This window comes from Citrobacter sp. S46_ASV_140 (genome assembly GCF_018919545.1).
GTDB classification, from domain to species: Bacteria; Pseudomonadota; Gammaproteobacteria; order Enterobacterales; family Enterobacteriaceae; genus Citrobacter; species Citrobacter braakii.
The window spans coordinates 1-23,452 of record NZ_JAHLRC010000065.1; the positions used below are offsets into that span (position 1 = coordinate 1).

General features: G+C 53.1%; 22 protein-coding genes and 1 tRNA gene. 18 read left to right on the plus strand and 5 right to left on the minus strand.

Annotation, left to right across the window (positions count from 1 at the left end; all coding sequences use genetic code 11):
* The first annotated feature begins 118 nt into the window (after nucleotides 1-118).
* Nucleotides 119-194, plus strand: a tRNA-Gly gene (locus KQJ19_RS15840).
* A gap of 269 nt (nucleotides 195-463) precedes the next feature.
* On the opposite strand, the gene queG is transcribed toward KQJ19_RS15840, so the two are convergent.
* Nucleotides 464-1,603, minus strand: a complete 1,140-nt coding sequence (gene queG / locus KQJ19_RS15845; RefSeq protein ID WP_049282122.1) for a tRNA epoxyqueuosine(34) reductase QueG — start codon at nucleotides 1,601-1,603, stop codon at nucleotides 464-466.
* Here queG and nnr point away from each other — a divergent pair.
* The 15 genes from nnr to KQJ19_RS15920 all read left to right on the plus strand — a co-directional run bounded on the left by nnr (nucleotide 1,602) and on the right by KQJ19_RS15920 (nucleotide 19,321).
* Nucleotides 1,602-3,149 carry a bifunctional ADP-dependent NAD(P)H-hydrate dehydratase/NAD(P)H-hydrate epimerase gene (gene nnr, locus KQJ19_RS15850; RefSeq protein ID WP_216403841.1) on the plus strand — a complete coding sequence of 516 codons (1,548 nt, stop codon included), beginning with the start codon at nucleotides 1,602-1,604 and terminating at the stop codon, nucleotides 3,147-3,149. The genes queG and nnr overlap by 2 nt on opposite strands.
* Nucleotides 3,121-3,582 carry a tRNA (adenosine(37)-N6)-threonylcarbamoyltransferase complex ATPase subunit type 1 TsaE gene (gene tsaE / locus KQJ19_RS15855; RefSeq protein WP_016151410.1) on the plus strand — a complete coding sequence of 154 codons (462 nt, stop codon included), beginning with the start codon at nucleotides 3,121-3,123 and terminating at the stop codon, nucleotides 3,580-3,582. The genes nnr and tsaE overlap by 29 nt, the downstream gene beginning before the upstream one ends.
* A 16-nt stretch (nucleotides 3,583-3,598) precedes the next feature.
* Nucleotides 3,599-4,930 (plus strand): N-acetylmuramoyl-L-alanine amidase AmiB, encoded by a 1,332-nt coding sequence (amiB, locus tag KQJ19_RS15860; RefSeq protein WP_019078199.1) that lies wholly within the window; start codon nucleotides 3,599-3,601, stop codon nucleotides 4,928-4,930.
* Nucleotides 4,931-4,939: 9 nt separating this feature from the next.
* Nucleotides 4,940-6,802 carry a DNA mismatch repair endonuclease MutL gene (mutL, locus tag KQJ19_RS15865; protein ID WP_049041783.1) on the plus strand — a complete coding sequence of 621 codons (1,863 nt, stop codon included), beginning with the start codon at nucleotides 4,940-4,942 and terminating at the stop codon, nucleotides 6,800-6,802.
* Nucleotides 6,795-7,745, plus strand: a complete 951-nt coding sequence (gene miaA, locus KQJ19_RS15870) for a tRNA (adenosine(37)-N6)-dimethylallyltransferase MiaA (protein ID WP_016151413.1) — start codon at nucleotides 6,795-6,797, stop codon at nucleotides 7,743-7,745. The genes mutL and miaA overlap by 8 nt, the downstream gene beginning before the upstream one ends.
* An 84-nt stretch (nucleotides 7,746-7,829) precedes the next feature.
* Nucleotides 7,830-8,138, plus strand: a complete 309-nt coding sequence (gene hfq / locus KQJ19_RS15875; RefSeq protein ID WP_003025584.1) for an RNA chaperone Hfq — start codon at nucleotides 7,830-7,832, stop codon at nucleotides 8,136-8,138.
* Between the two features lie 74 nt (nucleotides 8,139-8,212).
* The gene (gene hflX / locus KQJ19_RS15880) at nucleotides 8,213-9,493 is read left to right on the plus strand and encodes a ribosome rescue GTPase HflX (RefSeq protein WP_216403842.1); all 1,281 of its coding nucleotides are present in this window, start codon (nucleotides 8,213-8,215) and stop codon (nucleotides 9,491-9,493) included.
* Between the two features lie 189 nt (nucleotides 9,494-9,682).
* On the plus strand, nucleotides 9,683-10,936 hold the full coding sequence (gene hflK, locus KQJ19_RS15885; protein ID WP_016151416.1) for an FtsH protease activity modulator HflK: 1,254 nt from the start codon (nucleotides 9,683-9,685) through the stop codon (nucleotides 10,934-10,936).
* Between the two features lie 2 nt (nucleotides 10,937-10,938).
* Nucleotides 10,939-11,943 carry a protease modulator HflC gene (gene hflC, locus KQJ19_RS15890; protein ID WP_049282118.1) on the plus strand — a complete coding sequence of 335 codons (1,005 nt, stop codon included), beginning with the start codon at nucleotides 10,939-10,941 and terminating at the stop codon, nucleotides 11,941-11,943.
* A gap of 82 nt (nucleotides 11,944-12,025) precedes the next feature.
* Entirely contained in the window at nucleotides 12,026-12,223 is a 198-nt protein-coding gene (locus KQJ19_RS15895; protein ID WP_019078201.1) for a DUF2065 family protein, read from the plus strand.
* 102 nt (nucleotides 12,224-12,325) lie between these two features.
* On the plus strand, nucleotides 12,326-13,624 hold the full coding sequence (purA, locus tag KQJ19_RS15900) for an adenylosuccinate synthase (protein WP_003025606.1): 1,299 nt from the start codon (nucleotides 12,326-12,328) through the stop codon (nucleotides 13,622-13,624).
* A gap of 216 nt (nucleotides 13,625-13,840) precedes the next feature.
* Nucleotides 13,841-14,266 (plus strand): nitric oxide-sensing transcriptional repressor NsrR, encoded by a 426-nt coding sequence (nsrR, locus tag KQJ19_RS15905; RefSeq protein ID WP_003025609.1) that lies wholly within the window; start codon nucleotides 13,841-13,843, stop codon nucleotides 14,264-14,266.
* 38 nt (nucleotides 14,267-14,304) lie between these two features.
* Nucleotides 14,305-16,767 carry a ribonuclease R gene (gene rnr / locus KQJ19_RS15910; protein WP_047500007.1) on the plus strand — a complete coding sequence of 821 codons (2,463 nt, stop codon included), beginning with the start codon at nucleotides 14,305-14,307 and terminating at the stop codon, nucleotides 16,765-16,767.
* A 70-nt stretch (nucleotides 16,768-16,837) separates the two neighbouring features.
* A complete protein-coding gene (gene rlmB / locus KQJ19_RS15915) occupies nucleotides 16,838-17,569 on the plus strand; it encodes a 23S rRNA (guanosine(2251)-2'-O)-methyltransferase RlmB (protein ID WP_216403843.1) in 732 nt (243 codons plus the stop codon).
* 129 nt (nucleotides 17,570-17,698) lie between these two features.
* Entirely contained in the window at nucleotides 17,699-19,321 is a 1,623-nt protein-coding gene (locus KQJ19_RS15920) for an isovaleryl-CoA dehydrogenase (RefSeq protein WP_216403844.1), read from the plus strand.
* 85 nt (nucleotides 19,322-19,406) lie between these two features.
* On the opposite strand, the gene yjfN is transcribed toward KQJ19_RS15920, so the two are convergent.
* The gene (yjfN, locus tag KQJ19_RS15925) at nucleotides 19,407-19,682 is read right to left on the minus strand and encodes a DUF1471 family protease activator YjfN (protein WP_016151420.1); all 276 of its coding nucleotides are present in this window, start codon (nucleotides 19,680-19,682) and stop codon (nucleotides 19,407-19,409) included.
* Nucleotides 19,683-19,829: 147 nt separating this feature from the next.
* Complete coding sequence (gene bsmA / locus KQJ19_RS15930; RefSeq protein ID WP_029139740.1) at nucleotides 19,830-20,159, minus strand: biofilm peroxide resistance protein BsmA; 330 nt, start codon at nucleotides 20,157-20,159, stop codon at nucleotides 19,830-19,832.
* Between the two features lie 181 nt (nucleotides 20,160-20,340).
* On the opposite strand from bsmA, the gene yjfP reads away from it, so the two are divergent.
* The gene (gene yjfP, locus KQJ19_RS15935) at nucleotides 20,341-21,090 is read left to right on the plus strand and encodes an esterase (RefSeq protein WP_094761023.1); all 750 of its coding nucleotides are present in this window, start codon (nucleotides 20,341-20,343) and stop codon (nucleotides 21,088-21,090) included.
* Here yjfP and ulaR read toward each other — a convergent pair.
* Both ulaR and ulaG read right to left on the minus strand, forming a co-directional pair.
* Entirely contained in the window at nucleotides 21,087-21,842 is a 756-nt protein-coding gene (ulaR, locus tag KQJ19_RS15940; RefSeq protein ID WP_016151423.1) for an HTH-type transcriptional regulator UlaR, read from the minus strand. The two genes, yjfP and ulaR, sit on opposite strands and share 4 nt — an antisense overlap.
* Before the next feature lie 106 nt (nucleotides 21,843-21,948).
* Nucleotides 21,949-23,013, minus strand: coding sequence for an L-ascorbate 6-phosphate lactonase (ulaG, locus tag KQJ19_RS15945; protein ID WP_049282114.1), 1,065 nt, complete (start codon nucleotides 23,011-23,013; stop codon nucleotides 21,949-21,951).
* Between the two features lie 367 nt (nucleotides 23,014-23,380).
* On the opposite strand from ulaG, the gene KQJ19_RS24025 reads away from it, so the two are divergent.
* Nucleotides 23,381-23,452, plus strand: a 72-nt coding sequence (locus tag KQJ19_RS24025; RefSeq protein ID WP_253296360.1) for a hypothetical protein, incomplete at its 3' end; no start/stop codon positions are given.

The following is a 23,452-nucleotide window of genomic DNA, read 5'->3' on the forward strand; positions in this document are numbered from 1 at the left end:
CGGGAATAGCTCAGTTGGTAGAGCACGACCTTGCCAAGGTCGGGGTCGCGAGTTCGAGTCTCGTTTCCCGCTCCAAAATTTGAAAGTGCTTTTGTCTACAAAGCACAGACACACCCAAGCGGGAATAGCTCAGTTGGTAGAGCACGACCTTGCCAAGGTCGGGGTCGCGAGTTCGAGTCTCGTTTCCCGCTCCAAATTCTTACCCCAATAAAAATATCCACAGCGAATAAATACGTTGGGGACGTTTTGTTTCGTCATTGACATACTCTTGTAAACAGACTTATCCACAGGTTTGGGTATTATTCCTGGAGTGCAAAAAACTTAGTCGGGTGAATAGTATCATTTTAACTCTTTGAAAATATTGAATTAATTATCATTTCAAATTGTTAATGCGATCACTTGACGATTTTTTCCCTCTTGAATATCAATGTGTTTTTATTTTTATACACAAGCTGTGGATGACTTAAGCGTCACGCGGCAGACCCTTTTCAATGACTCTGACTAAACGTTGTTTCTTCGGTAACTGCACTTCAACTACGCAGGCATTTCGCTTCTCGATTTGCTGAGCAACCGCCCACTCTATGTGTTCGTCGAGAAGTGGGTGCTCACCTCTGCGACTTTCCAGCGCGTGAATAACGGCTTCATCCCATGGGGCATTACCCAGCGCAACAGCGATATTTCGCAGCCAGCGCAGGTGACCAATACGACGAATAGCAGACCCCTCCGTGACTTTTAAAAACCCCGCTTCGCTCCAGCTAAACAGCTCTATTAACTCCGGAGCATGAAGCTGTTTGCGTGGGTTGAAGTCATCCTCTGTCGTCAACTGCGAGTAGCGGTTCCACGGGCAAATGAGCTGGCAATCATCGCAGCCGTAAATTCGATTCCCCAACAGGGGACGAAATTCTTCCGGGATCGCGCCTTCCAGTTCGATAGTGAGATAAGAGATACAGCGGCGCGCATCTACCGTGTAGGGTTCAACGATGGCTCCGGTGGGACAGATGGTCATACAGGCGACGCATTTCCCGCATCCTTCTTCTACTGGGTTGTCGACCGGCAGGGGCAAATCGATCAGTAATTCCCCGAGAAAGAAAAATGAACCAGCTTCGCGATTGAGGATAAGTGAGTGCTTACCTGTCCAGCCAAGCCCGGCTTTTTCCGCTAATGGACGCTCAAGAATGGGCGCAGAATCGACAAAAGGTCTAAAATTCAGCGAAACGCAGTGCTGTTGAATCCTCTCTCCCAGTTTTTTTAAGCGGTTACGCAGCAGTTTATGGTAGTCGCGCCCAAGCGCGTAACGGCTGACGTAACCCAGAGAGGGGTTTTTCAACGTGCTGGCAAAGGCCGCATTGGCAGGAAGATAGTTCATACGTACGCTGATGACACGTAACGTACCGGGTAATAATTCGTGAGGTCGGGCGCGCATCATGCCGTGACGGGCCATCCAGTCCATCTCGCCGTGATAGTGTTTATCCAGCCAGGCCTGCAGTTTGGGCTCCGCTTCGCTGAGGTCGGTATCGGCAATACCGACCTGCTGAAAGCCAAGCTCCAGCCCCCACTGCTTAATATTTTGCGCTAACTGATTGAGATCGAGGGGCTCTGACATGACGGACCATACAATGAAGAAAAACCCCGCAAGTATACCACACTCCATTTGGCACGCCGATGACATCAGGCGGATGGAGCGAGAGGCGGCAGACAGTTTAGGGCTGACGTTGTACGAGCTGATGCAACGGGCGGGAGAGGCGGCGTTTCAGGTCACCCGCGAGACATATCCAAACGCTAAGCACTGGCTGGTGCTATGTGGTCATGGCAACAACGGTGGTGATGGTTACGTGGTGGCAAGGCTTGCCAAAGCCCAGGGTCTTGATATTACGTTGCTGGCGCAGGAGAGTGATAAAGCGCTCCCCGAGGAAGCACAGCAGGCACGCGACGCCTGGCTTAACGCCGGTGGTGTCATTCATGCTGCGGAAATCAATTGGCCAGATCGCGTGGACGTCATTATTGATGCGCTGTCAGGCACGGGCTTAAAACACGCGCCGCGTGAGCCGCTCTCGGCATTGATCGAACGTGCCAATCACCATCCTGCCCCTGTCGTGGCGATAGACATTCCATCCGGCCTGCTGGCGCAGACGGGCGCGGCGCCGGGCGCGGTTATCAACGCTGCGCACACCGTGACCTTTATTGCGTTAAAGCCTGGTCTGCTAACCGGTAAAGCGCGCGATGTCACCGGACGCCTGCATGTTAACGCACTCGGACTGGACGACTGGCTGGCGGGGCAGAACGCGCCGCTGCAACGGTTTGATGCTCAACAGCTTGTACACTGGTTAACGCCGCGTCGACCCACCTCGCACAAAGGCTCCCACGGTCGTCTGGTGATCATCGGTGGTGACCACGGCACGGCTGGCGCAATACGCATGGCCGGTGAAGCGGCGCTGCGTGCAGGAGCCGGGTTGGTCAAAGTGCTGACCCGAAGTGAAAATATTGCGCCTATTCTGACTGCCAGACCGGAACTGATGGTCGATGCGCTGACGCCGCAGGCTCTGGAAGAGAGCCTGGCGTGGGCGGATGTTGTGGTGATAGGACCAGGGCTTGGTCAGCAGGAATGGGGTAAAAAAGCGCTGCAAAAGGTAGAGAATTTTCGCAAACCGATGCTCTGGGATGCGGATGCGCTGAACCTGCTGGCAATCAACCCCGATAAACGTCACAATCGCGTGATCACGCCGCATCCTGGTGAAGCCGCGCGACTTCTGGGCTGTTCCATTGCAGAAATTGAAGACGATCGCTTACTTTGTGCACAACGTCTGGTAAAACGGTACGGAGGCGTCGTCGTGCTGAAAGGCGCGGGTACGGTTGTTGCTGCCGAACAGGCCGAATTGGGTATTATTGATACCGGCAATGCTGGAATGGCCAGCGGCGGAATGGGTGATGTGCTTTCCGGTATTATTGGCGCATTGCTCGGACAGAAGCTTACCCCGTATGATGCGGCATGTGCGGGATGTGTCGCGCACGGTGCGGCGGCGGATGTGCTGGCGGCGCGTTATGGTACGCGCGGCATGCTGGCGACAGATCTCTTTACCACGCTACAGCGTATTGTTAACCCTGATGTGATTGACGTTTATCATGATGAATCGAGTAATTCCACTACCTGATGAGCAGGCGACTTTAGACCTGGGACTGCGGGTAGCCAAAGCCTGTGATGGCGCGACGGTAATTTATTTGTACGGCGACCTGGGGGCGGGTAAAACCACTTTCAGCCGGGGATTCCTGCAGGCGTTAGGTCACAAAGGAAATGTAAAAAGCCCCACCTATACGCTGGTTGAACCCTATTCGCTCGATAATTTGATGGTATATCACTTCGATCTGTACCGACTTGCGGACCCAGAGGAGCTGGAATTTATGGGGATCCGCGATTATTTTGCCAATGACGCCATCTGCCTGGTGGAATGGCCGCAACAAGGTAAAGGTGTACTGCCAGACCCGGACGTCGAAATACACATTGAATATCAGGCGCAAGGTCGAGAGGCGCGCATAAGCGCAGTCTCCTCATCGGGTGATTTATTGCTGGCGCGTTTAGCCGATTAACCTTAAGGGTGGCGGGATGATTTATCGCATCAGAAACTGGCTGATGGCAACACTGGTCCTGCTGTGCGCGCAGGCAGGAGCCGCCAGCCTCTCCGATCTTCAGGTGTCCAATGGCGATCAACAAGCGCGGATTACGCTGAGCTTTATTGGCGATCCTGAATACGCAGTTTCGCAGGACGGGAAACGAACCGTCGCGTTGGATATTAAACAAACCGGTGTGATTCAGGGGTTACCGCTGCTGTTTAGCGGCAATAATCTGGTGAAATCTATCCGTTCCGGCACGCCAAAAGATGCGCAGTCTCTGCGCCTGGTTGTGGATTTAACCGAGAACGGCAAAGCCGAAGCCGTAAAACGCCAGAACGGCGGCAATTATACCGTCGTGTTTACCATCAAAGCTGATGCGCCACCGCCGCCTCCACCACCTCCAGTGGTTGCGAAGCGTGTTGAAGCGCCGGTTATCGCCCCGCGCCCTGCCGAGCCTGCGCGTAATCCGTTTAAAGCGGAAAACGATCGCACCACGATGGTAACCAACAGTAATACCTCCACACGACCTGCGGCGCGCGCCAGTACCAGTAACGGCGAAAAAGTAGTTATCGCCATTGATGCCGGACACGGCGGGCAGGATCCTGGCGCTATTGGTCCCGGTGGCACACGTGAGAAAAACGTCACGATTGCCGTGGCGCGCAAACTGCGCAGTTTGCTCAATGATGACCCGATGTTTAAAGGCGTACTCACCCGTGATGGCGATTACTTTATCTCGGTGATGGGGCGTTCAGACGTTGCGCGTAAACAAAACGCCAACTTCCTGGTCTCTATTCATGCGGATGCTGCGCCAAACCGGGATGCCACTGGTGCTTCCGTCTGGGTACTGTCAAACCGTCGGGCAAACAGTGAGATGGCCGGCTGGCTGGAACAGCACGAAAAGCAATCGGAACTGTTGGGTGGGGCGGGCGATGTTCTGGCAAACAGCCAGTCCGATCCTTATCTCAGCCAGGCCGTGTTGGATCTGCAGTTCGGTCATTCGCAACGCGTTGGGTATGATGTAGCGACCAGCATGATCGGCCAGTTAGAACGTATTGGCTCGATGCATAAGCGTCGTCCGGAACACGCCAGCCTTGGGGTATTACGTTCGCCTGATATCCCGTCAGTGCTGGTTGAAACCGGCTTTATCAGTAACAACAGCGAAGAGCGTCTGTTGGCGAGTGATGACTACCAGCAGCAGCTGGCCGAGGCAATTTACAAAGGATTGCGTAACTATTTCCAGGCGCACCCGATGCAAACCGGGCCTCAGGGCACACCGGCGCAAACCGCCAGTGCGGTATCGCCTGGTAACACGTTAACAAATTAAGGATTAGCCATGCCGATTCAGGTTCTACCGCCACAGCTGGCGAACCAGATTGCCGCAGGCGAGGTGGTAGAACGGCCTGCGTCAGTGGTGAAGGAGCTGGTGGAAAACAGTATCGATGCCGGTGCGACGCGCATTGATATTGATATTGAGCGCGGCGGCGCGAAGCTTATCCGTATTCGTGACAACGGCTGCGGGATTAAAAAAGACGAGCTGGCGCTGGCGCTGGCGCGTCATGCCACCAGTAAAATTTCCTCGCTTGACGATCTCGAAGCCATCGTGAGCCTCGGGTTTCGCGGCGAAGCGCTGGCCAGTATCAGCTCCGTTTCTCGTTTAACCCTGACGTCGCGTACGCAAGAACAACCTGAAGCCTGGCAAGCCTATGCCGAAGGGCGCGACATGGATGTGACGGTTAAACCCGCTGCGCATCCGGTGGGAACCACGCTGGAGGTGTTAGATCTGTTCTACAACACTCCGGCGCGGCGCAAGTTTATGCGCACCGAGAAAACTGAATTTAATCATATCGACGAAATAATCCGCCGCATTGCGCTGGCACGTTTTGATGTGACGATTAATTTGTCGCACAACGGCAAAGTGGTGCGTCAGTACCGGGCTGTGGCCGCGGATGGGCAGCAGGAGCGCCGACTGGGCGCGATTTGCGGCACGCCATTTCTGGAACATGCGCTGGCGATTGAATGGCAGCATGGCGATTTAACGCTGCGCGGCTGGGTGGCCGATCCTAACCACACAACGGCGGCGCTGGCGGAAATCCAGTACTGCTATGTGAATGGCCGGATGATGCGCGACCGGTTGATCAACCATGCTATTCGTCAGGCCTGTGAAGATAAGCTGGGAGCCGATCAGCAGCCCGCTTTTGTGTTGTATCTGGAAATCGACCCGCATCAGGTGGATGTTAACGTACATCCCGCCAAACATGAGGTCCGTTTTCATCAGTCCCGCCTGGTGCATGATTTTATTTACCAGGGCGTGTTGAGCGTCCTGCAACAGCAGCTTGAAACGCCGCTGCCGTTGGCTGATGACGACGAGCCCGCGCCAAGGCACATCCCAGAAAACCGCGTCGCGGCCGGGCGTAACCATTTTGCCGAACCGGCCCCGGCGCGTGAACCTGCGACACCGCGTTACTCAGCATCTGCTGGCGCTGGCAGCAGTGGTGGCCGTCAGACGGGGGCCAGTTGGCCTCATGCCCAGCCTGGATATCAAAAGCAGCAGGGTGAGATTTATCAGCAACTGTTACAGACGCCGGTTCCGCCGCGTAAAACGCCGGTTTCTGAAACGCCATCAGCACCTCTGACCGGCAACAGTCAGGGCTTTGGGCGGGTGCTAACCATTGTCGGTACGGACTGCGCATTACTCGAATGCGATGGTCATATTCGGTTGCTGGCATTGCCGGTGGCGGAACGTTGGCTACGTCAGGCGCAGTTAACGCCGGACCAGGGCGTCGTTTGCGCTCAGCCGTTACTGATCCCTTTACGTCTAAAAGTGACCGCTGATGAAAAAGCGGCGCTGCAAAAAGGGCAGAGCCAACTGGCTGAGTTGGGTATTGAATTTCAACTGGATGCACAGCATGTGACCATCCGGGCGGTGCCTTTACCCTTACGCCAACAAAATTTACAAATCTTGATTCCTGAACTGATAGGCTACCTGGCGCAGCAGTCCGAATTCGAACCGGGCAATATTGCACAGTGGATTGCACGTAATCTGATTAGCGAGCATCCGCAGTGGAGCATGGCTCAGGCGATTACGCTGTTAGCGGATGTTGAGCGGCTTTGCCCACAACTCGTGAAGGCGCCGCCGGGTGGTTTGTTACAACCTGTTGATTTACATTCGGTAATGAATGCCCTGAAACATGAGTGATACCCGTAAGGCGAGCCTGCCAAAGGCGATTTTTTTGATGGGGCCGACGGCCTCCGGTAAAACGGCACTGGCAATTGAATTGCGTAAAGTTTTGCCTGTAGAGTTGATAAGCGTTGATTCCGCCCTTATTTACAAGGGGATGGATATCGGTACAGCCAAGCCTGATGCAGATGAATTACAGGCCGCGCCGCACCGGTTGCTGGATATCCGCGATCCGTCCCAGGCTTACTCTGCTGCGGATTTTCGCCGCGATGCGTTAGCCGAGATGGCCGATATCACCGCCGCGGGGCGTATTCCGCTGCTGGTGGGCGGCACAATGTTATATTTCAAAGCCTTGCTTGAAGGGCTGTCGCCGTTACCGTCGGCAGATCCGGAAGTCAGGGCCAGAATTGAGCAGCAGGCGGCAGAGCATGGGTGGGACGCGTTACACCGACAGCTTCAGGAAATAGATCCAGTGGCTGCGGCGCGTATTCATCCAAATGATCCGCAAAGACTTTCCCGGGCACTGGAAGTTTTTTTCATTTCGGGTAAAACTTTAACGGAGCTGACGCAAACGTCAGGAGATGCTTTGCCGTATCAGGTGCATCAGTTTGCTATCGCCCCGGCGAGCCGTGAACTGCTCCATCAGCGAATTGAGCAGCGTTTTCATCAGATGTTGGCTTCAGGTTTTGAAGCAGAAGTCCGGGCGCTATTTGCCCGTGGAGATTTGCATACGGATTTGCCTTCCATTCGTTGTGTAGGGTATCGCCAGATGTGGTCATACATTGAAGGCGAAATTTCATACGATGAAATGGTTTATAGAGGTGTTTGCGCCACGAGGCAGTTGGCGAAGCGACAGGTAACCTGGTTGCGTGGTTGGGAAGGGGTGCACTGGCTTGACAGTGAAAAGCCTGACCAGGCGCGAAACGAAGTATTACAGGTTGTTGGTGCTATCGCGAACTGAATGTGTACAATTGAAACGTATCGTGCGCAATTTTTCAGAATCGAAAGGTTCAAAGTACAAATAAGCATATAAGGAAAAGAGAGAATGGCTAAGGGGCAATCTTTACAAGATCCGTTCCTGAACGCACTGCGTCGGGAACGTGTTCCAGTTTCTATTTATTTGGTGAATGGTATTAAGCTGCAAGGTCAAATCGAGTCTTTTGATCAGTTCGTGATCCTGTTGAAAAACACGGTCAGCCAGATGGTTTATAAGCACGCGATTTCTACTGTTGTCCCGTCTCGCCCGGTTTCTCATCACAGCAATAATGCCACCGGCGGCACTGGCAGCAACTACCATCACGGTAGCAACGCGCAAGGTTCATCTGCGCAACAGGACAGCGAAGAAACCGAATAAGGTTGTTAGCTGTTTTACACCCGGGGAGCCAGCGATCCTGCGTTCCCCGTTGATATATATTAAGGGGTTGACGCTTGTTTGACCGTTATGATGCCGGTGAGCAGGCGGTACTGGTACACATCTATTTTTCGCAAGACAAAGATATGGAAGACCTCCAGGAGTTTGAATCTCTGGTTTCTTCCGCCGGTGTCGAAGCAATGCAGGTGATTACCGGGAGCCGTAAAGCACCGCACCCGAAGTATTTTGTTGGTGAAGGTAAGGCAATCGAAATTGCGGAAGCCGTAAAAGCGACTGGCGCTGCGGTGGTGATTTTTGATCATGCTCTAAGCCCCGCCCAGGAACGTAACCTGGAACAGTTGTGCCAGTGTCTTGTTATCGACAGGACAGGTCTTATTTTAGATATTTTTGCCCAGCGTGCGCGCACCCATGAGGGTAAGTTGCAGGTTGAGCTGGCGCAGTTGCGCCATATGGCTACTCGTCTGGTCCGTGGCTGGACCCACCTTGAAAGGCAAAAGGGCGGGATTGGTTTGCGCGGTCCGGGTGAAACCCAGCTCGAAACCGACCGTCGTTTGCTGCGTAATCGCATTTTGCAAATACAGTCGCGCCTGGAAAAAGTTGAAAAGCAACGTGAGCAGGGGCGACAGTCGCGCAAGAAAGCGGATGTCCCAACCGTATCACTGGTGGGATATACCAACGCCGGAAAATCCACCCTGTTCAACCAGATCACCGAAGCCCGGGTTTACGCAGCGGATCAGCTGTTTGCAACCCTGGACCCAACGCTGCGCCGTATAGACGTAGCGGACGTCGGTGAAACCGTGCTGGCGGATACCGTAGGGTTTATCCGTCATTTGCCGCACGACCTGGTGGCGGCGTTTAAAGCCACCCTGCAGGAAACGCGTCAGGCGACATTGCTGCTGCATGTTATTGATGCTGCAGATTTTCGTGTGCAGGAAAACATCGAGGCCGTCGACATGGTGCTCGAAGAGATCGATGCGCATGAGATCCCGACTCTGCTGGTGATGAATAAAATCGATATGCTGGATGATTTTGAACCGCGTATCGACAGAGATGAAGAGAATAAACCCATTCGCGTTTGGGTTTCAGCGCAAACGGGAATAGGTATACCACAGCTTTTTCAGGCTTTGACTGAGCGACTTTCCGGTGAGGTGGCGCAGCATACGTTGCGTTTGCCGCCGCAGGAAGGGCGTCTGAGAAGCCGGTTTTACCAACTTCAGGCAATAGAAAGAGAGTGGATGGAGGAGGACGGCAGCGTAGGTCTGCAGGTTCGTATGCCGATCGTAGACTGGCGTCGCCTCTGTAAACAAGAACCGGCACTGGAAGACTATATTGTCTGACCTGACGGATATGGCCTGAAGATTTTTTCGCCTCTATACCTTGTGGGTTTTGTGCAGCATGAAGGTGGCAAGTCCTGAAATCTTCAGGAGCATAGTCAACTATGTGACTGAGATTAAGGGGCGTAGCCAACGCATCGGCAGCGCAAAATACGCAGGTATAGCATCGCATAACAAATATGGAGCACAAAAATGGCGTGGAATCAGCCCGGTAATAACGGACAAGACCGCGACCCGTGGGGAAGCAGCAAACCTGGCGGCAACCCTGAGGGAAATGGAAACAAAGGTGGTCGCGATCAGGGACCTCCCGATCTGGATGATATCTTCCGCAAACTGAGTAAAAAGCTCGGTGGTCTGGGTGGCGGTAAAGGTGCTGGTTCTGGCGGCGGTAGCTCATCGCAAGGCCCGCGTCCGCAATTGGGTGGTCGAGTCTTTACTATCGCAGCGGCAGCTATCGTCATTATCTGGGCGGCCAGCGGTTTCTACACCATTAAAGAAGCGGAACGCGGCGTGGTGACACGCTTCGGTAAATTCAGCCATTTGGTTGAACCGGGTCTGAACTGGAAACCGACCTTTGTCGACGAAGTGACCCCGGTCAACGTGGAAGCCGTGCGTGAACTTGCCGCATCCGGCGTGATGCTGACCTCTGACGAAAACGTCGTACGCGTTGAAATGAACGTGCAGTACCGCGTGACCGATCCGCAGCGTTACCTGTTTAGCGTAACCAGCGCGGATGACAGTCTGCGTCAGGCAACCGACAGCGCCCTGCGTGGGGTTATCGGTAAATACACCATGGACCGTATCCTGACCGAAGGGCGTACCGTTATTCGTAGCGATACCCAGCGTGAGCTGGAAGAAACGATCCGTCCGTACAACATGGGTATCACCCTGCTGGACGTCAACTTCCAGGCAGCACGTCCGCCGGAAGAAGTAAAAGCCGCGTTTGACGATGCCATTGCAGCACGTGAAAACGAGCAGCAGTACATCCGTGAAGCAGAAGCGTACACCAACGAAGTTCAGCCACGTGCTAACGGTCAGGCGCAGCGTATTCTGGAAGAAGCGCGTGCTTACAAAACGCGAACCATCCTGGAAGCACAGGGTGAAGTGGCTCGTTTCGCAAAAATTCTGCCGGAATATAAAGCCGCACCGCAAATTACTCGCGAGCGTCTGTATATCGAAACCATGGAAAAAGTGCTGAGCAATACCCGCAAAGTCCTGGTTAACGATAAGGGCAGCAATCTGATGGTTCTGCCGCTGGATCAAATGCTGAAAGGCGGTAGTGCGCCAGCAGCAAAGAGTGACAGCAGTTCAAACCTGCTGCGTCTGCCGCCAGCAACGACGTCCGGCACTGGAGCAAGCAATACCTCGTCCACCAGTCAGGGCGATATTATGGACCAACGCCGCGCGAACGCGCAGCGTAACGACTACCAGCGTCAGGGGGAATAACGATGCGTAAGTCAGTTATTGCGATTATCATCATCGTTCTGGTAGTTCTGTTCATGTCTGTCTTTGTGGTCAAAGAAGGCGAGCGCGGGATTACTCTGCGCTTTGGTAAAGTTCTGCGTGACGATGAAAACAAGCCGCTGGTTGTTGCACCAGGCCTGCACTTCAAGATTCCGTTTATTGAATCTGTGAAGATGCTGGATGCGCGTATTCAGACCATGGACAACCAGGCCGATCGCTTTGTTACCAAAGAGAAGAAAGACCTTATCGTTGACTCCTACATTAAGTGGCGCATCAGTGACTTTAGCCGTTACTACCTGGCAACGGGCGGTGGCGATGTTTCTCAGGCAGAAGTCCTGCTGAAACGTAAGTTCTCTGACCGTCTGCGTTCTGAAATTGGTCGTCTGGACGTGAAAGACATCGTTACCGATTCCCGCGGTCGTCTGACGCTGGAAGTTCGTGATGCGCTGAACTCCGGTTCTGCTGGCACGGAAGATGAAGTCGCGACACCGGCGGCAGATAGCGCGATTGCCGAAGCGGCTGAGCGTGTTCAGGCTGAAACAAACGGTAAAGTACCGGTCATCAACCCGAACAGTATGGCGGCATTGGGCATCGAAGTGGTTGACGTGCGTATCAAGCAAATCAACCTGCCTGCTGAAGTGTCTGAGGCTATCTACAACCGTATGCGCGCTGAGCGTGAAGCGGTAGCGCGTCGCCATCGTTCACAAGGTCAGGAAGAAGCGGAAAAACTGCGTGCCACGGCGGATTATGAAGTGACTAAAACGCTGGCAGAATCTGAGCGTCAGGGCCGCATCATGCGCGGTGAAGGCGATGCAGAAGCCGCTAAACTGTTTGCCGATGCGTTCAGCCAGGATCCTGACTTCTACGCCTTCATCCGTAGCCTGCGTGCTTACGAGAAGAGCTTTGAAGGCAACCAGGACGTGATGATCATGAGCCCGGACAGCGATTTCTTCCGCTACATGAAGACACCGAGCGCTACGACACGCTAGTAAAGTTCCAGCGGTTTTAAACCAGCAAAACCACCGGCATCCCCAGGGATGCGGTGGTTTTCTTTTTATAAAAGGACGATGGATGAATTCAACAATTTTGCTGGCGCTCGCGCTGGTTTTGGTGCTGGAAGGCCTGGGCCCTATGCTTTATCCCCGCGCGTGGAAGAAAATGATTTCCGCAATGGCGCAACTTCCCGAAAATACTTTGCGTCGTTTTGGTGGAGGTCTTGTGGTTGCGGGCGTTGTGGTCTACTACATGTTGAGGAAAACGATTGGCTGATCAATAAGTAGCCTATTTTGCGGATTTTCGCATGCAAAAAGTGCTGTATATCTGAAAAAGCGGTGGTAGAATCCATTTTTAAGCAAACGGTGATTTTGAAAAATGGGTAACAACGTCGTCGTACTGGGCACCCAATGGGGTGACGAAGGTAAAGGGAAGATCGTCGATCTTCTGACTGAACGGGCTAAATATGTTGTGCGCTACCAGGGTGGTCACAACGCAGGCCATACTCTCGTAATCAACGGTGAAAAAACCGTCCTCCATCTTATTCCATCAGGTATTCTTCGCGAGAATGTCATCAGCATCATCGGTAACGGTGTTGTACTGTCTCCGTCCGCGCTGATGAAAGAAATGAAAGGACTGGAAGATCGTGGCATCCCGGTTCGCGAGCGCCTGCTGTTGTCTGAAGCTTGTCCGCTGATCCTTGATTATCACGTTGCGTTGGATAATGCTCGTGAGAAAGCGCGTGGCGAGAAAGCGATCGGTACTACCGGTCGTGGCATCGGTCCGGCTTATGAAGACAAAGTAGCTCGTCGCGGTCTGCGCGTTGGCGATCTGTTTGATAAAGCAACCTTCGCTGAAAAACTGAAAGAAGTGATGGAATATCACAACTTCCAGCTGGTGAATTTCTATAAAGTTGAAGCAGTTGACTACCAGAAAGTGCTGGATGATGTGATGGCGATTGCCGACATCCTGACCTCTATGGTTGTTGATGTTTCCGATCTGCTGGACCAGGCGCGTAAGCGTGGCGATTTCGTCATGTTCGAAGGCGCACAGGGTACCCTGCTGGATATCGACCACGGTACCTATCCGTACGTAACGTCTTCCAACACCACCGCAGGTGGCGTGGCGACCGGCTCCGGCCTGGGTCCACGTTATGTGGATTACGTTCTGGGTATCATCAAAGCTTACTCTACACGTGTAGGCGCGGGTCCGTTCCCGACTGAGCTGTTTGATGACGTTGGCGAGTTCCTGTGCAAACAAGGTAACGAGTATGGCGCGACCACCGGTCGTCGTCGTCGCACCGGTTGGCTGGACTCCGTTGCGGTACGCCGTGCAGTACAGATTAACTCCCTGTCTGGCTTCTGCCTTACCAAACTGGACGTACTGGACGGTTTGAAAGAGGTGAAAATCTGTGTCGCTTATCGTATGCCGGATGGCCGTGAAGTAACGACTACCCCGCTGGCTGCAGACGACTGGAAAGGTATCGAGCCGATCTACGAAACCATGCCGGGCTGGTCTGAATCCACCTTCGGTGTGAAGGAACGTAGCGGTCTGCCGCAGGCAGCACTGAACTACATCAAGCGTATTGAAGAACTGACCGGTGTGCCGATTGATATTATCTCAACTGGCCCAGACCGTACTGAGACCATGATCCTGCGCGACCCGTTCGACGCATAATTCTGGTTATAGCGTGGCGTCGAATGGCGCTGCGCTTGCACTATCTTAGGCCGGATGAGGCGCTTTGCATCATAATCCGGCTTAAAATCACGTAAGTTCCTCGCTTTTTTCCTTCCTGAACTGAAATAAATTAGCGACCTGGCTGGTGGCTGGTTTATCATCAATGTAATTAATACCACCAGGTTTATCCGTTTTATCCCTTTTCCTGAGGTTGATGTGCAGTTAACAAGTTTCACCGATTACGGATTACGTGCGCTAATCTACATGGCGTCACTTCCCGAAGGACGTATGACCAGTATTTCTGAGGTGACAGAAGTCTACGGCGTGTCCCGTAATCATATGGTCAAAATAATCAATCAACTTAGCCGTGCGGGCTTCGTTACTGCTATTCGAGGAAAAAATGGCGGTATCCGCCTGGGTAAACCAGCTAAGGATATTGGTATTGGTGATGTGGTTCGCGAGCTGGAACCACTATCGTTGGTCAATTGTAGCAGCGAGTTTTGCCACATTACCCCAGCCTGTCGACTTAAACAGGCGCTTTCTAAGGCAGTGCAAAGTTTTCTCACGGAACTGGACAACTACACACTTGCTGATTTGGTTGAAGAGAATCAACCGCTTTATAAATTATTGCTGGTGGAGTGACGAAAATCTTCATCAGAGCTGACAATGGAGGAACCTCGATGTCACAAGATCCTTTCCAGGAACGCGAAGCAGAAAAATACGCGAATCCTATCCCGAGCCGGGAATTTATCCTCGAACATTTAACTAAACGTGAAAAACCGGCCAACCGCGATGAGCTGGCCGCTGAACTCAACATTGAAGGTGAAGAGCAGCAAGAAGCGCTGCGTCGCCGCCTGCGCGCCATGGAGCGTGACGGGCAACTGGTCTTCACTCGTCGTCAGTGCTATGCGCTGCCGGAGCGTCTTGACCTGCTGAAAGGTACCGTTATTGGCCACCGTGATGGCTACGGCTTTCTGCGCGTTGAAGGCCGCAAAGATGACCTGTACCTGTCCAGCGAGCAGATGAAAACCTGCATTCATGGCGATCAGGTGTTGGCACAGCCGCTGGGCGCGGACCGTAAAGGTCGTCGCGAAGCGCGTATTGTGCGCGTACTGGTGCCGAAAACCAGCCAGATTGTCGGTCGCTACTTCACCGACGCTGGCGTTGGGTTTGTCGTCCCTGACGACAGCCGCCTGAGCTTTGATATCCTGATCCCGCCGGAAGAGGTGATGGGTGCTCGTATGGGCTTTGTGGTCGTGGTTGAGCTGACCCAGCGTCCGACGCGTCGCACTAAAGCGGTGGGTAAAATTGTTGAAGTCCTGGGCGACAACATGGGAACCAGCATGGCCGTTGATATGGCGCTGCGTACTCATGAAATCCCGTATATCTGGCCTCAGGCGGTCGAAAAACAGGTCGCCGGACTGAAAGAAGAAGTGCCGGAAGAAGCGAAAGCCGGACGTGTCGATCTGCGCTCCCTGCCGCTGGTCACTATCGATGGCGAAGATGCGCGTGACTTCGACGATGCGGTTTACTGCGAGAAGAAACGCGGCGGCGGCTGGCGTTTATGGGTGGCGATTGCTGACGTAAGCTATTACGTTCGCCCGCCGACTCCGCTGGACCAGGAAGCGCGCAGCCGTGGCACATCCGTCTACTTCCCATCGCAGGTTGTTCCGATGCTACCGGAAGTGCTGTCTAACGGATTGTGTTCGCTCAACCCGCAGGTGGACAGGCTGTGTATGGTCTGTGAAATGACCATTTCGTCGAAAGGCCGCTTAACAGGCTTTAAATTCTACGAAGCGGTTATGAGCTCCCATGCGCGTCTGACCTACACCAAGGTCTGGCACATGCTGCAGGGCGATCAGGAACTGCGTGAGCAGTACGCGCCGTTGGTTAAACACATTGAAGAGCTGCATAACCTCTACAAAGTGCTGGATAAAGCGCGTGAAGAGCGTGGCGGTATCTCGTTTGAAAGTGAAGAAGCGAAGTTTATCTTCAATGCTGAACGCCGTATTGAGCGTATTGAGCAGACGCAGCGTAATGACGCGCACAAACTGATTGAAGAGTGCATGATCATGGCGAACATCTCAGCGGCGCGATTCGTTGAGAAAGCCAAAGAGCCGGCACTGTTCCGTATTCACGATAAGCCGACGACCGAAGCGATTAATTCGTTCCGTTCGGTGTTGGCGGAGCTGGGGCTGGAGCTGCCCGGCGGTAATAAACCCGAGCCGCGTGATTACGCTGAACTGCTGGAGTCGATTGCTGACCGTCCTGACGCAGAAATGCTGCAAACTATGCTGCTGCGTTCAATGAAGCAGGCGATTTACGATCCGGAAAACCGCGGTCACTTTGGCCTTGCGTTGCAATCTTATGCACACTTCACCTCGCCGATCCGTCGTTACCCGGATCTCTCCTTGCACCGGGCGATTAAGTATCTGCTGGCGCAGGAGCAGGGCCATAAAGGCAACACCACGGAAACGGGTGGCTACCATTATTCGATGGAAGAGATGCTGCAGCTGGGTCAACACTGTTCGATGGCCGAGCGCCGTGCTGACGAAGCCACACGCGACGTCTCTGACTGGCTGAAGTGCGACTTTATGCTGGATCAGGTAGGTAATGTCTTCAAAGGCGTGATCGCCAGCGTGACCGGGTTTGGTTTCTTCGTCCGTCTTGATGAGCTGTTTATCGACGGTCTGGTGCATGTCTCCTCCCTGGATAACGACTACTATCGTTTTGACCAGGTTGGGCAGCGTCTGACGGGGGAATCCAGCGGTCAAATGTATCGCCTGGGCGATCGCGTGGAAGTTCGCGTGGAAGCGGTCAACATGGACGAGCGTAAAATCGACTTCAGTTTGATCTCCAGCGAACGTGCACCGCGCAATGAAGGTAAAACCGCGCGTGAAAAAGCGAAAAAAAGCGATGCGGGTAAAAATACCGGTAAGCGTCGTCAGATGGGCAAAAAAGTAAATTTCGAGCCGGATAGCGCTTTCCGCGGCGAGAAGAAAGGCAGAGCCAAACCTCAGGCGGATAAAAAAACGGCTGAGAAGAAAGGCGATAAAAAAGCGAAAAAGCCATCGGCAAAAACGCTTAAAATCGCTGCCGCCACCAAAGCTAAACGCGCGACGAAAAAGAAAGTCGCGCAATAACAGCCATAAACAGTAAGTCGGGCAACCTCGCGTTGCCCGCGTTACGCATAAACTATTAACGAGTACATTCATGAGTGAAATGATTTACGGCATCCATGCGGTGCAGGCTCTGCTGGAACGTGCGCCTGAGCGCTTCCAGGACGTCTTTATTCTCAAAGGTCGTGAAGATAAACGCCTGCTGCCGCTGATCCACGCACTGGAAGCACAGGGTGTTGTCATTCAGCTGGCTAACCGCCAGTTCCTGGATGAGAAAAGCGAGGGTGCGGTACATCAGGGAATTATTGCTCGCGTGAAGCCGGGTCGTCAGTATCAGGAAAACGATCTGCCGGATCTGATTGCTACGCTCGATCAGCCGTTCTTTTTGATCCTCGATGGTGTTACCGATCCGCATAACCTGGGGGCATGCCTGCGTAGCGCCGATGCTGCTGGCGTCCATGCTGTTATCGTACCGAAGGATCGTTCTGCGCAGTTGAATGCAACGGCGAAAAAAGTGGCCTGCGGCGCGGCAGAAAGCGTACCGCTGATCCGTGTGACCAACCTGGCGCGCACTATGCGTATGCTGCAGGAAGAGAATATCTGGATCGTCGGAACCGCAGGTGAAGCTGACCATACTCTCTACCAGAGCAAAATGACCGGACGTCTGGCGCTGGTGATGGGCGCAGAGGGTGAAGGTATACGTCGTTTGACCCGCGAACACTGTGACGAACTGATCAGCATCCCGATGGCTGGGAGCGTTTCGTCGCTGAACGTTTCAGTTGCGACGGGCATCTGCTTGTTTGAGGCTGTACGCCAGCGCGGCTAAACTATCTCCCTCATTTCTCTCTTCTCTCAAGCCATCCTTCGGGATGGCTTTTTTGTGACCGTTGTCCCATGCGTGCAGCCCTCTGCCTGACCATACTTAAGGTGACGGCCATTGACGGAGGGAGACACAATGCACTGGCAAACGCATACCGTTTTTAACCAACCTGTACCGCTCAATAACAGCAACTTATATCTGTCCGATGGCGCGCTGTGTGAAGCGGTTATCCGTGAAGGCGCTGGCTGGGACAGCGATCTTCTCGCCAGTATTGGTCAGCAACTAGGGACTGCCGAGTCGCTCGAGCTTGGCCGTCTGGCCAATGCTTTTCCACCCGAGTTGTTGCGCTACGACTCGCAGGGTCAGCGGCTGGATGATGTGCGTTTTCATCCTGCCTGGCATTTGCTGATGCAGGGATTGTGCGCCAATCGCGTACATAATCTGGCCTGGGAAGAAGACGCGAGGCAGGGAACATTTGTCGCCCGGGCAGCCCGTTTCATCCTGCATGCGCAGGTGGAAGCGGGCACGTTGTGTCCGGTTACCATGACTTTTGCCGCCACGCCGTTGTTACTTCAGATGTTACCTGCACCCTTTCACGACTGGTTTACGCCGCTGCTAAGCGACCGTTATGACTCGCATTTACTGCCAGGAGGGCAAAAGCGTGGGTTATTGATCGGCATGGGAATGACCGAGAAGCAGGGGGGGTCAGATGTGCTGAGCAATACCACTCAGGCAGAACGTCTTACAGACGGCTCGTATCGGCTGGTGGGACATAAGTGGTTTTTCTCCGTGCCGCAAAGCGATGCCCATTTGGTACTGGCCCAGGCAAAGGGAGGCTTATCCTGCTTTTTTGTACCGCGATTTTTACCCGACGGGCAGCGTAATGCTATCCGTCTGGAGCGGCTGAAAGATAAGTTAGGCAATCGCTCCAACGCCAGCTGCGAGGTTGAATTCCACGATGCGATTGGCTGGCTATTGGGTGAAGAAGGGGAAGGTATACGTCATATCCTGAAAATGGGCGGGATGACGCGTTTTGACTGTGCGCTCGGCAGTCATGGCATGATGCGACGTGCTTTTTCCGTCGCGATTTACCATGCGCACCAGCGACAGGTTTTTGGCAAACCATTGATCGAACAACCGATGATGCGCCAGGTATTAGGTCGGATGGCGCTCCAACTGGAAGGTCAGACGGCGTTACTGTTCCGACTGGCACGGGCCTGGGACCGTCGCGCTGATGCCAAAGAATCTCTGTGGGCCAGGTTGTTCACGCCAGCAGCGAAATTCTCTGTTTGCAAGGCCGGTATGCCGTTTGTTGCAGAGGCGATGGAAGTGCTCGGCGGGATTGGCTACTGCGAGGAGAGTGAATTGCCGCGCCTGTATCGTGAGATGCCGGTAAACAGTATCTGGGAGGGCTCTGGCAACATTATGTGCCTCGATGTATTGCGGGTGCTGACAAAACAACCCGGCATATACGATATGCTCAGCGAAGCCTTTGCTGAGGTAAAAGGGCAAGACCGACATTACGATCGAAGGGTACGTCAACTACAGCAGCGTTTACGTAAACCCAGCGAGGAGTTGGGACGGGAGATTACACAGCAGCTTTTCCTGCTCGGTTGCGGGGCGCAGATGTTGCGCTATACCTCTCCGCCAGTGGCGCAGGCCTGGTGTCAAATGATGCTCGATACGCGTGGTGGACTACGATTGTCCGAACAGGTGCTGAACGACTTGCTTCTGCGGGCAACGGGGGGATTACGGTAATAATATGCCTGATGGCGACGCTGGCGCGCCTTATCATGCCTACATTCAATGTAGGCCGGATAAGTTTACGCCATCCGGCAATCTGTTAAGCATAGAGTATGGCCTGTACGCGCCAGTTGTCGGGCTGCTGGTCTTCGTACATCTGAATGATCCGATACCATGAGGCACCCTGTTCATCCGCTTTTAACGCGACTACTCGTTCTACATCCTGCGGATTCCCTGCAATGTTACTGACAGATATCAGGCCAATTTCGTTCAGGCCTGTAACGCAGTCAGCACTGGCGAACTCGGCAGACTGCGCCGTAGTACCTACCAGTCCGGCAGAAAGCAGCAGTGAGGATAAGGCAAGTGATTGTTTCATCGTCAGCTCCATTATTCGTACCCCTACACACGGCAGGGCATTCCATCGCGATCATAAACCTCAAGCTTCCTGCTGTTGGTTTATTGTGCACAGGTAAACGCATAGCGGCGCAAAGCAATGTAAAGCTGACTAAATTCCAACCCAATGTTATTTACGATACAAAATAGCCTGTGAATACCATTGGCCTGTCACGATGGTTTCATCCACTAATAAAACCACGTAGTAATCAGCTTTAGCCGCGACGGCTTTGTCACGGATCTCTGCCAGCGCATCATCCGGAGAGCCTCTTACCAGTGCGCTGACCGTTCCTATTCGCTGTAACCCATTACTCTGGTCACGGCGGATCTCCTGCGGGTGGTCGGCAACGGGCGGTGCGGGTTGCGGCGTTCCCTGTAGCACGCTACAGGCGCTTAAAAGCATCACCAGCAATAAAGAGGCAAACCGACGCATAACTCTATCTCGTTTCCTGATAGCCATAGTGTAGTGCCTTATCAATTTCCCTTTAGGGGAATGTTCCCGAAGTGTTATCTCTCACGCGATTTTCGAATGAAAATGTTGCGAAAGCGTAACCCAGTTCTCAACATTATGAATCATTGCCGAACACATTCGCTTGCGTTAAGTATTGCTGCATGGCATACCAGAAAAAAAGAGGCGACAAATGATTGAAATTGAAACACGACAGTTGGCTGGTATCCCTGTCCTGCACGCCGTTCCGGCTGGTAAACGCGAGTGTTCACTCCCTTGCATTATTTTCTATCACGGGTTTACATCTTCAAGTCTGGTCTATAGCTATTTTGCCGTTGCTCTGGCTCAGGCCGGATTCCGGGTTGTCATGCCAGATGCGCCCGACCATGGTGCCCGCTTCAACGGTGATGCTCAGGAGCGAATGTTCCGCTTCTGGCATATATTGCAGCAAAACATGCAGGAGTTTACGACGTTACGTGCGGCGCTGGTGGCGGAAAATTGGCTATCAGATGAAAGACTTGCTGTTGCGGGGGCGTCGATGGGAGGCATGACGGCGTTGGGCATTATGACCCGCCATCCCGAGGTTAAATGTGTAGCCAGCCTGATGGGTTCGGGCTATTTTACCCGTCTTGCACAGACGCTTTTTCCCCCTTTACGGGTCCAGACGCCAGAGCAGCAGGCAGAGTTCGATGCCATTATCGCACCGCTCGCCGAATGGGACGTTACGCATCAGCTACAACGCCTGGCCGACAGACCGTTGCTGTTGTGGCATGGACAGGAGGACGATGTGGTGCCCGCGGTTGAAACCTTCCGCTTACAGCAGGCGCTGATTCAGGCAGGGCTGGATAACAATTTAACCTGCCTGTGGGAAGCGGGCGTACGCCACCGCATCACGCCAGAGGCGCTGGCAGCGACGGTAACGTTTTTTCGCCAGCACCTTTAAACGCGCACGATGCTTACGCCCTGAGCTTCAAGTTGTTGCAGAATCTCAGGGTTAGCATTTTTGCCGGTAATGAGCATATCGATTTGATCGGCGCGACTGAACAGCATCCCCGCGCGTTCACCGACCTTACTGCTATCGACCAGCACCACCAGTTTACCCACTACGTTAAGCATCTTCTGCTCAGCCATCGCGGTTAGCATATCGGTTTTATACAGTCCGTCCGCGGTCAACCCTTTACCGCTGGTAAACATCCAGTGTCCGGCATACAGGCTATTTTCGCTGCCTTGCGGACTAAGCGTGATGGACTGGCTTTTGTTGTATTGCCCTCCCATGATGATCACGCTGTCATGCTCCTGGTCGATCAGATAGTTCGCCAGCGGCAGATAATTGGTGATGATCTGCACCGGCTTGCCGCACATTTCACGACCAAGCAGGAAGGCGGTTGATCCGCAGTTGATCACCACGCTTTCACCCGCATTTACAAGCTGGGATGCGGCCTTGGCAATGCGAACTTTTTCATCGTGGTTCTGCGCCTGATGCAGATTCATAGGTGTCCAGCGCGGACGTTGCTGGGTGATGGCTTCTGCGCCATTGCGGACTTTCTTGAGTTTGCCGCTTTCGTCGAGTTTATTGATGTCCCGGCGTGCTGTGGCTGGTGAAATCCCCAGACGCTCAATCACGTTCTCAACGGTAACAAAGCCCAACTGCGCCAGCATATCCAGCAATATTTGATGTCTTTGTGCTTCAGTCATGAGCTATTCCGATACAAATTGATATGAAAAGATGATATTTGAAATAGCCTGGAAATACTAAAGTAAATGGGAAAAAATGCCGGAATAGCCCGGCATTTTGTAGGGGTCACAAGAAGGATTTAAACGGCAGATCCGGTTCAATCGTGAAGCAGTCATCAAAGCCGCGCGGATAGTGATATTCAAAGTTATCTTTGTCCAGCGGCCAGGTGAACTTACCGCCCACCTGCCAGATAAACGGCTTAAAGCCATACTTCAGTCGATCTTTTTTCATCTCCCACAGTACGCGGATCTCCTGAGGGTCGGCCTGGAAGTTTGACCAGATGTCATGATGGAAAGGGATCACCACTTTCGTATTCAACGCTTCCGCCATGCGCAGCATGTCGGAGCTGGTCATTTTGTCCGTAATCCCGCGCGGATTCTCACCGTAGGAGCCGAGCGCAACGTCGATCTGGTGCTCGTTGCCATGCTTTGCGTAGTAGTTAGAGTAGTGCGAGTCTCCGCTGTGGTACAGCGTACCGCCCGGTGTTTTGAACAGGTAGTTTACCGCACGTGCATCCATACCATCCGGCAGCACACCTGCCGCTTTTTGATCGGCAGGCAGCGTGATTAATGCCGTACGATCAAACGCGTCAAGCGCATGAATTTCAATATCTTTCACTTTCACCACATCGCCTGGTTTTACCACGATGCAGCGCTCTTTTGGCACACCCCAACCCATCCACAGATCCACACAGGTTTGCGGCCCGATAAATGGCACGTCATCGGCGCAGTTTTGCATGACGGCGGCCGCGACATTCACGTCGATGTGATCGTTATGATCGTGTGTCGCCAGCACCGCATCGATCTGTCGAATTGCAAACGGATCAAGAACAAACGGCGTGGTGCGCAGGTTTGGCTGCAGTTTCTTCACCCCAGCCATGCGTTGCATCTGGTGGCCGGTTTTCATTAGCGGGTTACCGTGACTCTGTTTACCCGTCCCGCACCAGAAATCGACGCAAATGTTCGTCCCGCCTTCCGACTTCAGCCAGATGCCGGTACAGCCAAGCCACCACATAGCGAATGTGCCCGGGGCGACCTGCTCCTGTTCGATCTCTTCATTCAGCCAACTTCCCCACTCCGGGAATGTGCTCAGGATCCATGATTCACGCGTGATGCTTTTTACTTTACTCATCGCATTTACCTTCATGTTTGTTCAGATTAAGTCAATTTATGATTTATTTTGATTGATATTGACATCATTTTTTCAAGAAGGCAATGCGTTGATTTTCGCTGTTCAACGGGGAAATGTGAGCAAATCACAGCGTGACAGGATGGTCTACTTGAGTGTTTGTTTTGTATTTTATTGTTTTAATAGGGTTTATTTTGTCGACGATGAATTAGAAGTAAAGCCACTCTGCAAGTGTGAGAATTATTTGCGTACTGCATCACATTTAATCAAATTCAATCTTGTTGTGATTACTTTTGAAAATTAGAGTGAGGGCACAACATCCTGGGCATCTGTAATGAATGTTCAGCAACTTCGTCTACTGGAGATCGTTATGGAGATCCTCTACAACATCTTTACCGTCTTTTTTAATCAGGTTATGACCAACGCGCCCTTGCTGTTGGGT

Bases quoted from the DNA above. Each gene is read 5' to 3' on its own strand.
- nnr (WP_216403841.1), top strand. From the start codon at position 1,602: ATGACGGACCATACAATGAAGAAAAACCCCGCAAGTATACCACACTCC.
- queG (WP_049282122.1), bottom strand. From the start codon at position 1,603: ATGTCAGAGCCCCTCGATCTCAATCAGTTAGCGCAAAATATTAAGCAG.
- tsaE (WP_016151410.1), top strand. From the start codon at position 3,121: ATGATGAATCGAGTAATTCCACTACCTGATGAGCAGGCGACTTTAGAC.
- amiB (WP_019078199.1), top strand. From the start codon at position 3,599: ATGATTTATCGCATCAGAAACTGGCTGATGGCAACACTGGTCCTGCTG.
- mutL (WP_049041783.1), top strand. From the start codon at position 4,940: ATGCCGATTCAGGTTCTACCGCCACAGCTGGCGAACCAGATTGCCGCA.
- miaA (WP_016151413.1), top strand. From the start codon at position 6,795: ATGAGTGATACCCGTAAGGCGAGCCTGCCAAAGGCGATTTTTTTGATG.
- hfq (WP_003025584.1), top strand. From the start codon at position 7,830: ATGGCTAAGGGGCAATCTTTACAAGATCCGTTCCTGAACGCACTGCGT.
- hflK (WP_016151416.1), top strand. From the start codon at position 9,683: ATGGCGTGGAATCAGCCCGGTAATAACGGACAAGACCGCGACCCGTGG.
- hflC (WP_049282118.1), top strand. From the start codon at position 10,939: ATGCGTAAGTCAGTTATTGCGATTATCATCATCGTTCTGGTAGTTCTG.
- KQJ19_RS15895 (WP_019078201.1), top strand. From the start codon at position 12,026: ATGAATTCAACAATTTTGCTGGCGCTCGCGCTGGTTTTGGTGCTGGAA.
- purA (WP_003025606.1), top strand. From the start codon at position 12,326: ATGGGTAACAACGTCGTCGTACTGGGCACCCAATGGGGTGACGAAGGT.
- rnr (WP_047500007.1), top strand. From the start codon at position 14,305: ATGTCACAAGATCCTTTCCAGGAACGCGAAGCAGAAAAATACGCGAAT.
- rlmB (WP_216403843.1), top strand. From the start codon at position 16,838: ATGAGTGAAATGATTTACGGCATCCATGCGGTGCAGGCTCTGCTGGAA.
- KQJ19_RS15920 (WP_216403844.1), top strand. From the start codon at position 17,699: ATGCACTGGCAAACGCATACCGTTTTTAACCAACCTGTACCGCTCAAT.
- yjfN (WP_016151420.1), bottom strand. From the start codon at position 19,682: ATGAAACAATCACTTGCCTTATCCTCACTGCTGCTTTCTGCCGGACTG.
- bsmA (WP_029139740.1), bottom strand. From the start codon at position 20,159: ATGGCTATCAGGAAACGAGATAGAGTTATGCGTCGGTTTGCCTCTTTA.
- yjfP (WP_094761023.1), top strand. From the start codon at position 20,341: ATGATTGAAATTGAAACACGACAGTTGGCTGGTATCCCTGTCCTGCAC.
- ulaR (WP_016151423.1), bottom strand. From the start codon at position 21,842: ATGACTGAAGCACAAAGACATCAAATATTGCTGGATATGCTGGCGCAG.
- ulaG (WP_049282114.1), bottom strand. From the start codon at position 23,013: ATGAGTAAAGTAAAAAGCATCACGCGTGAATCATGGATCCTGAGCACA.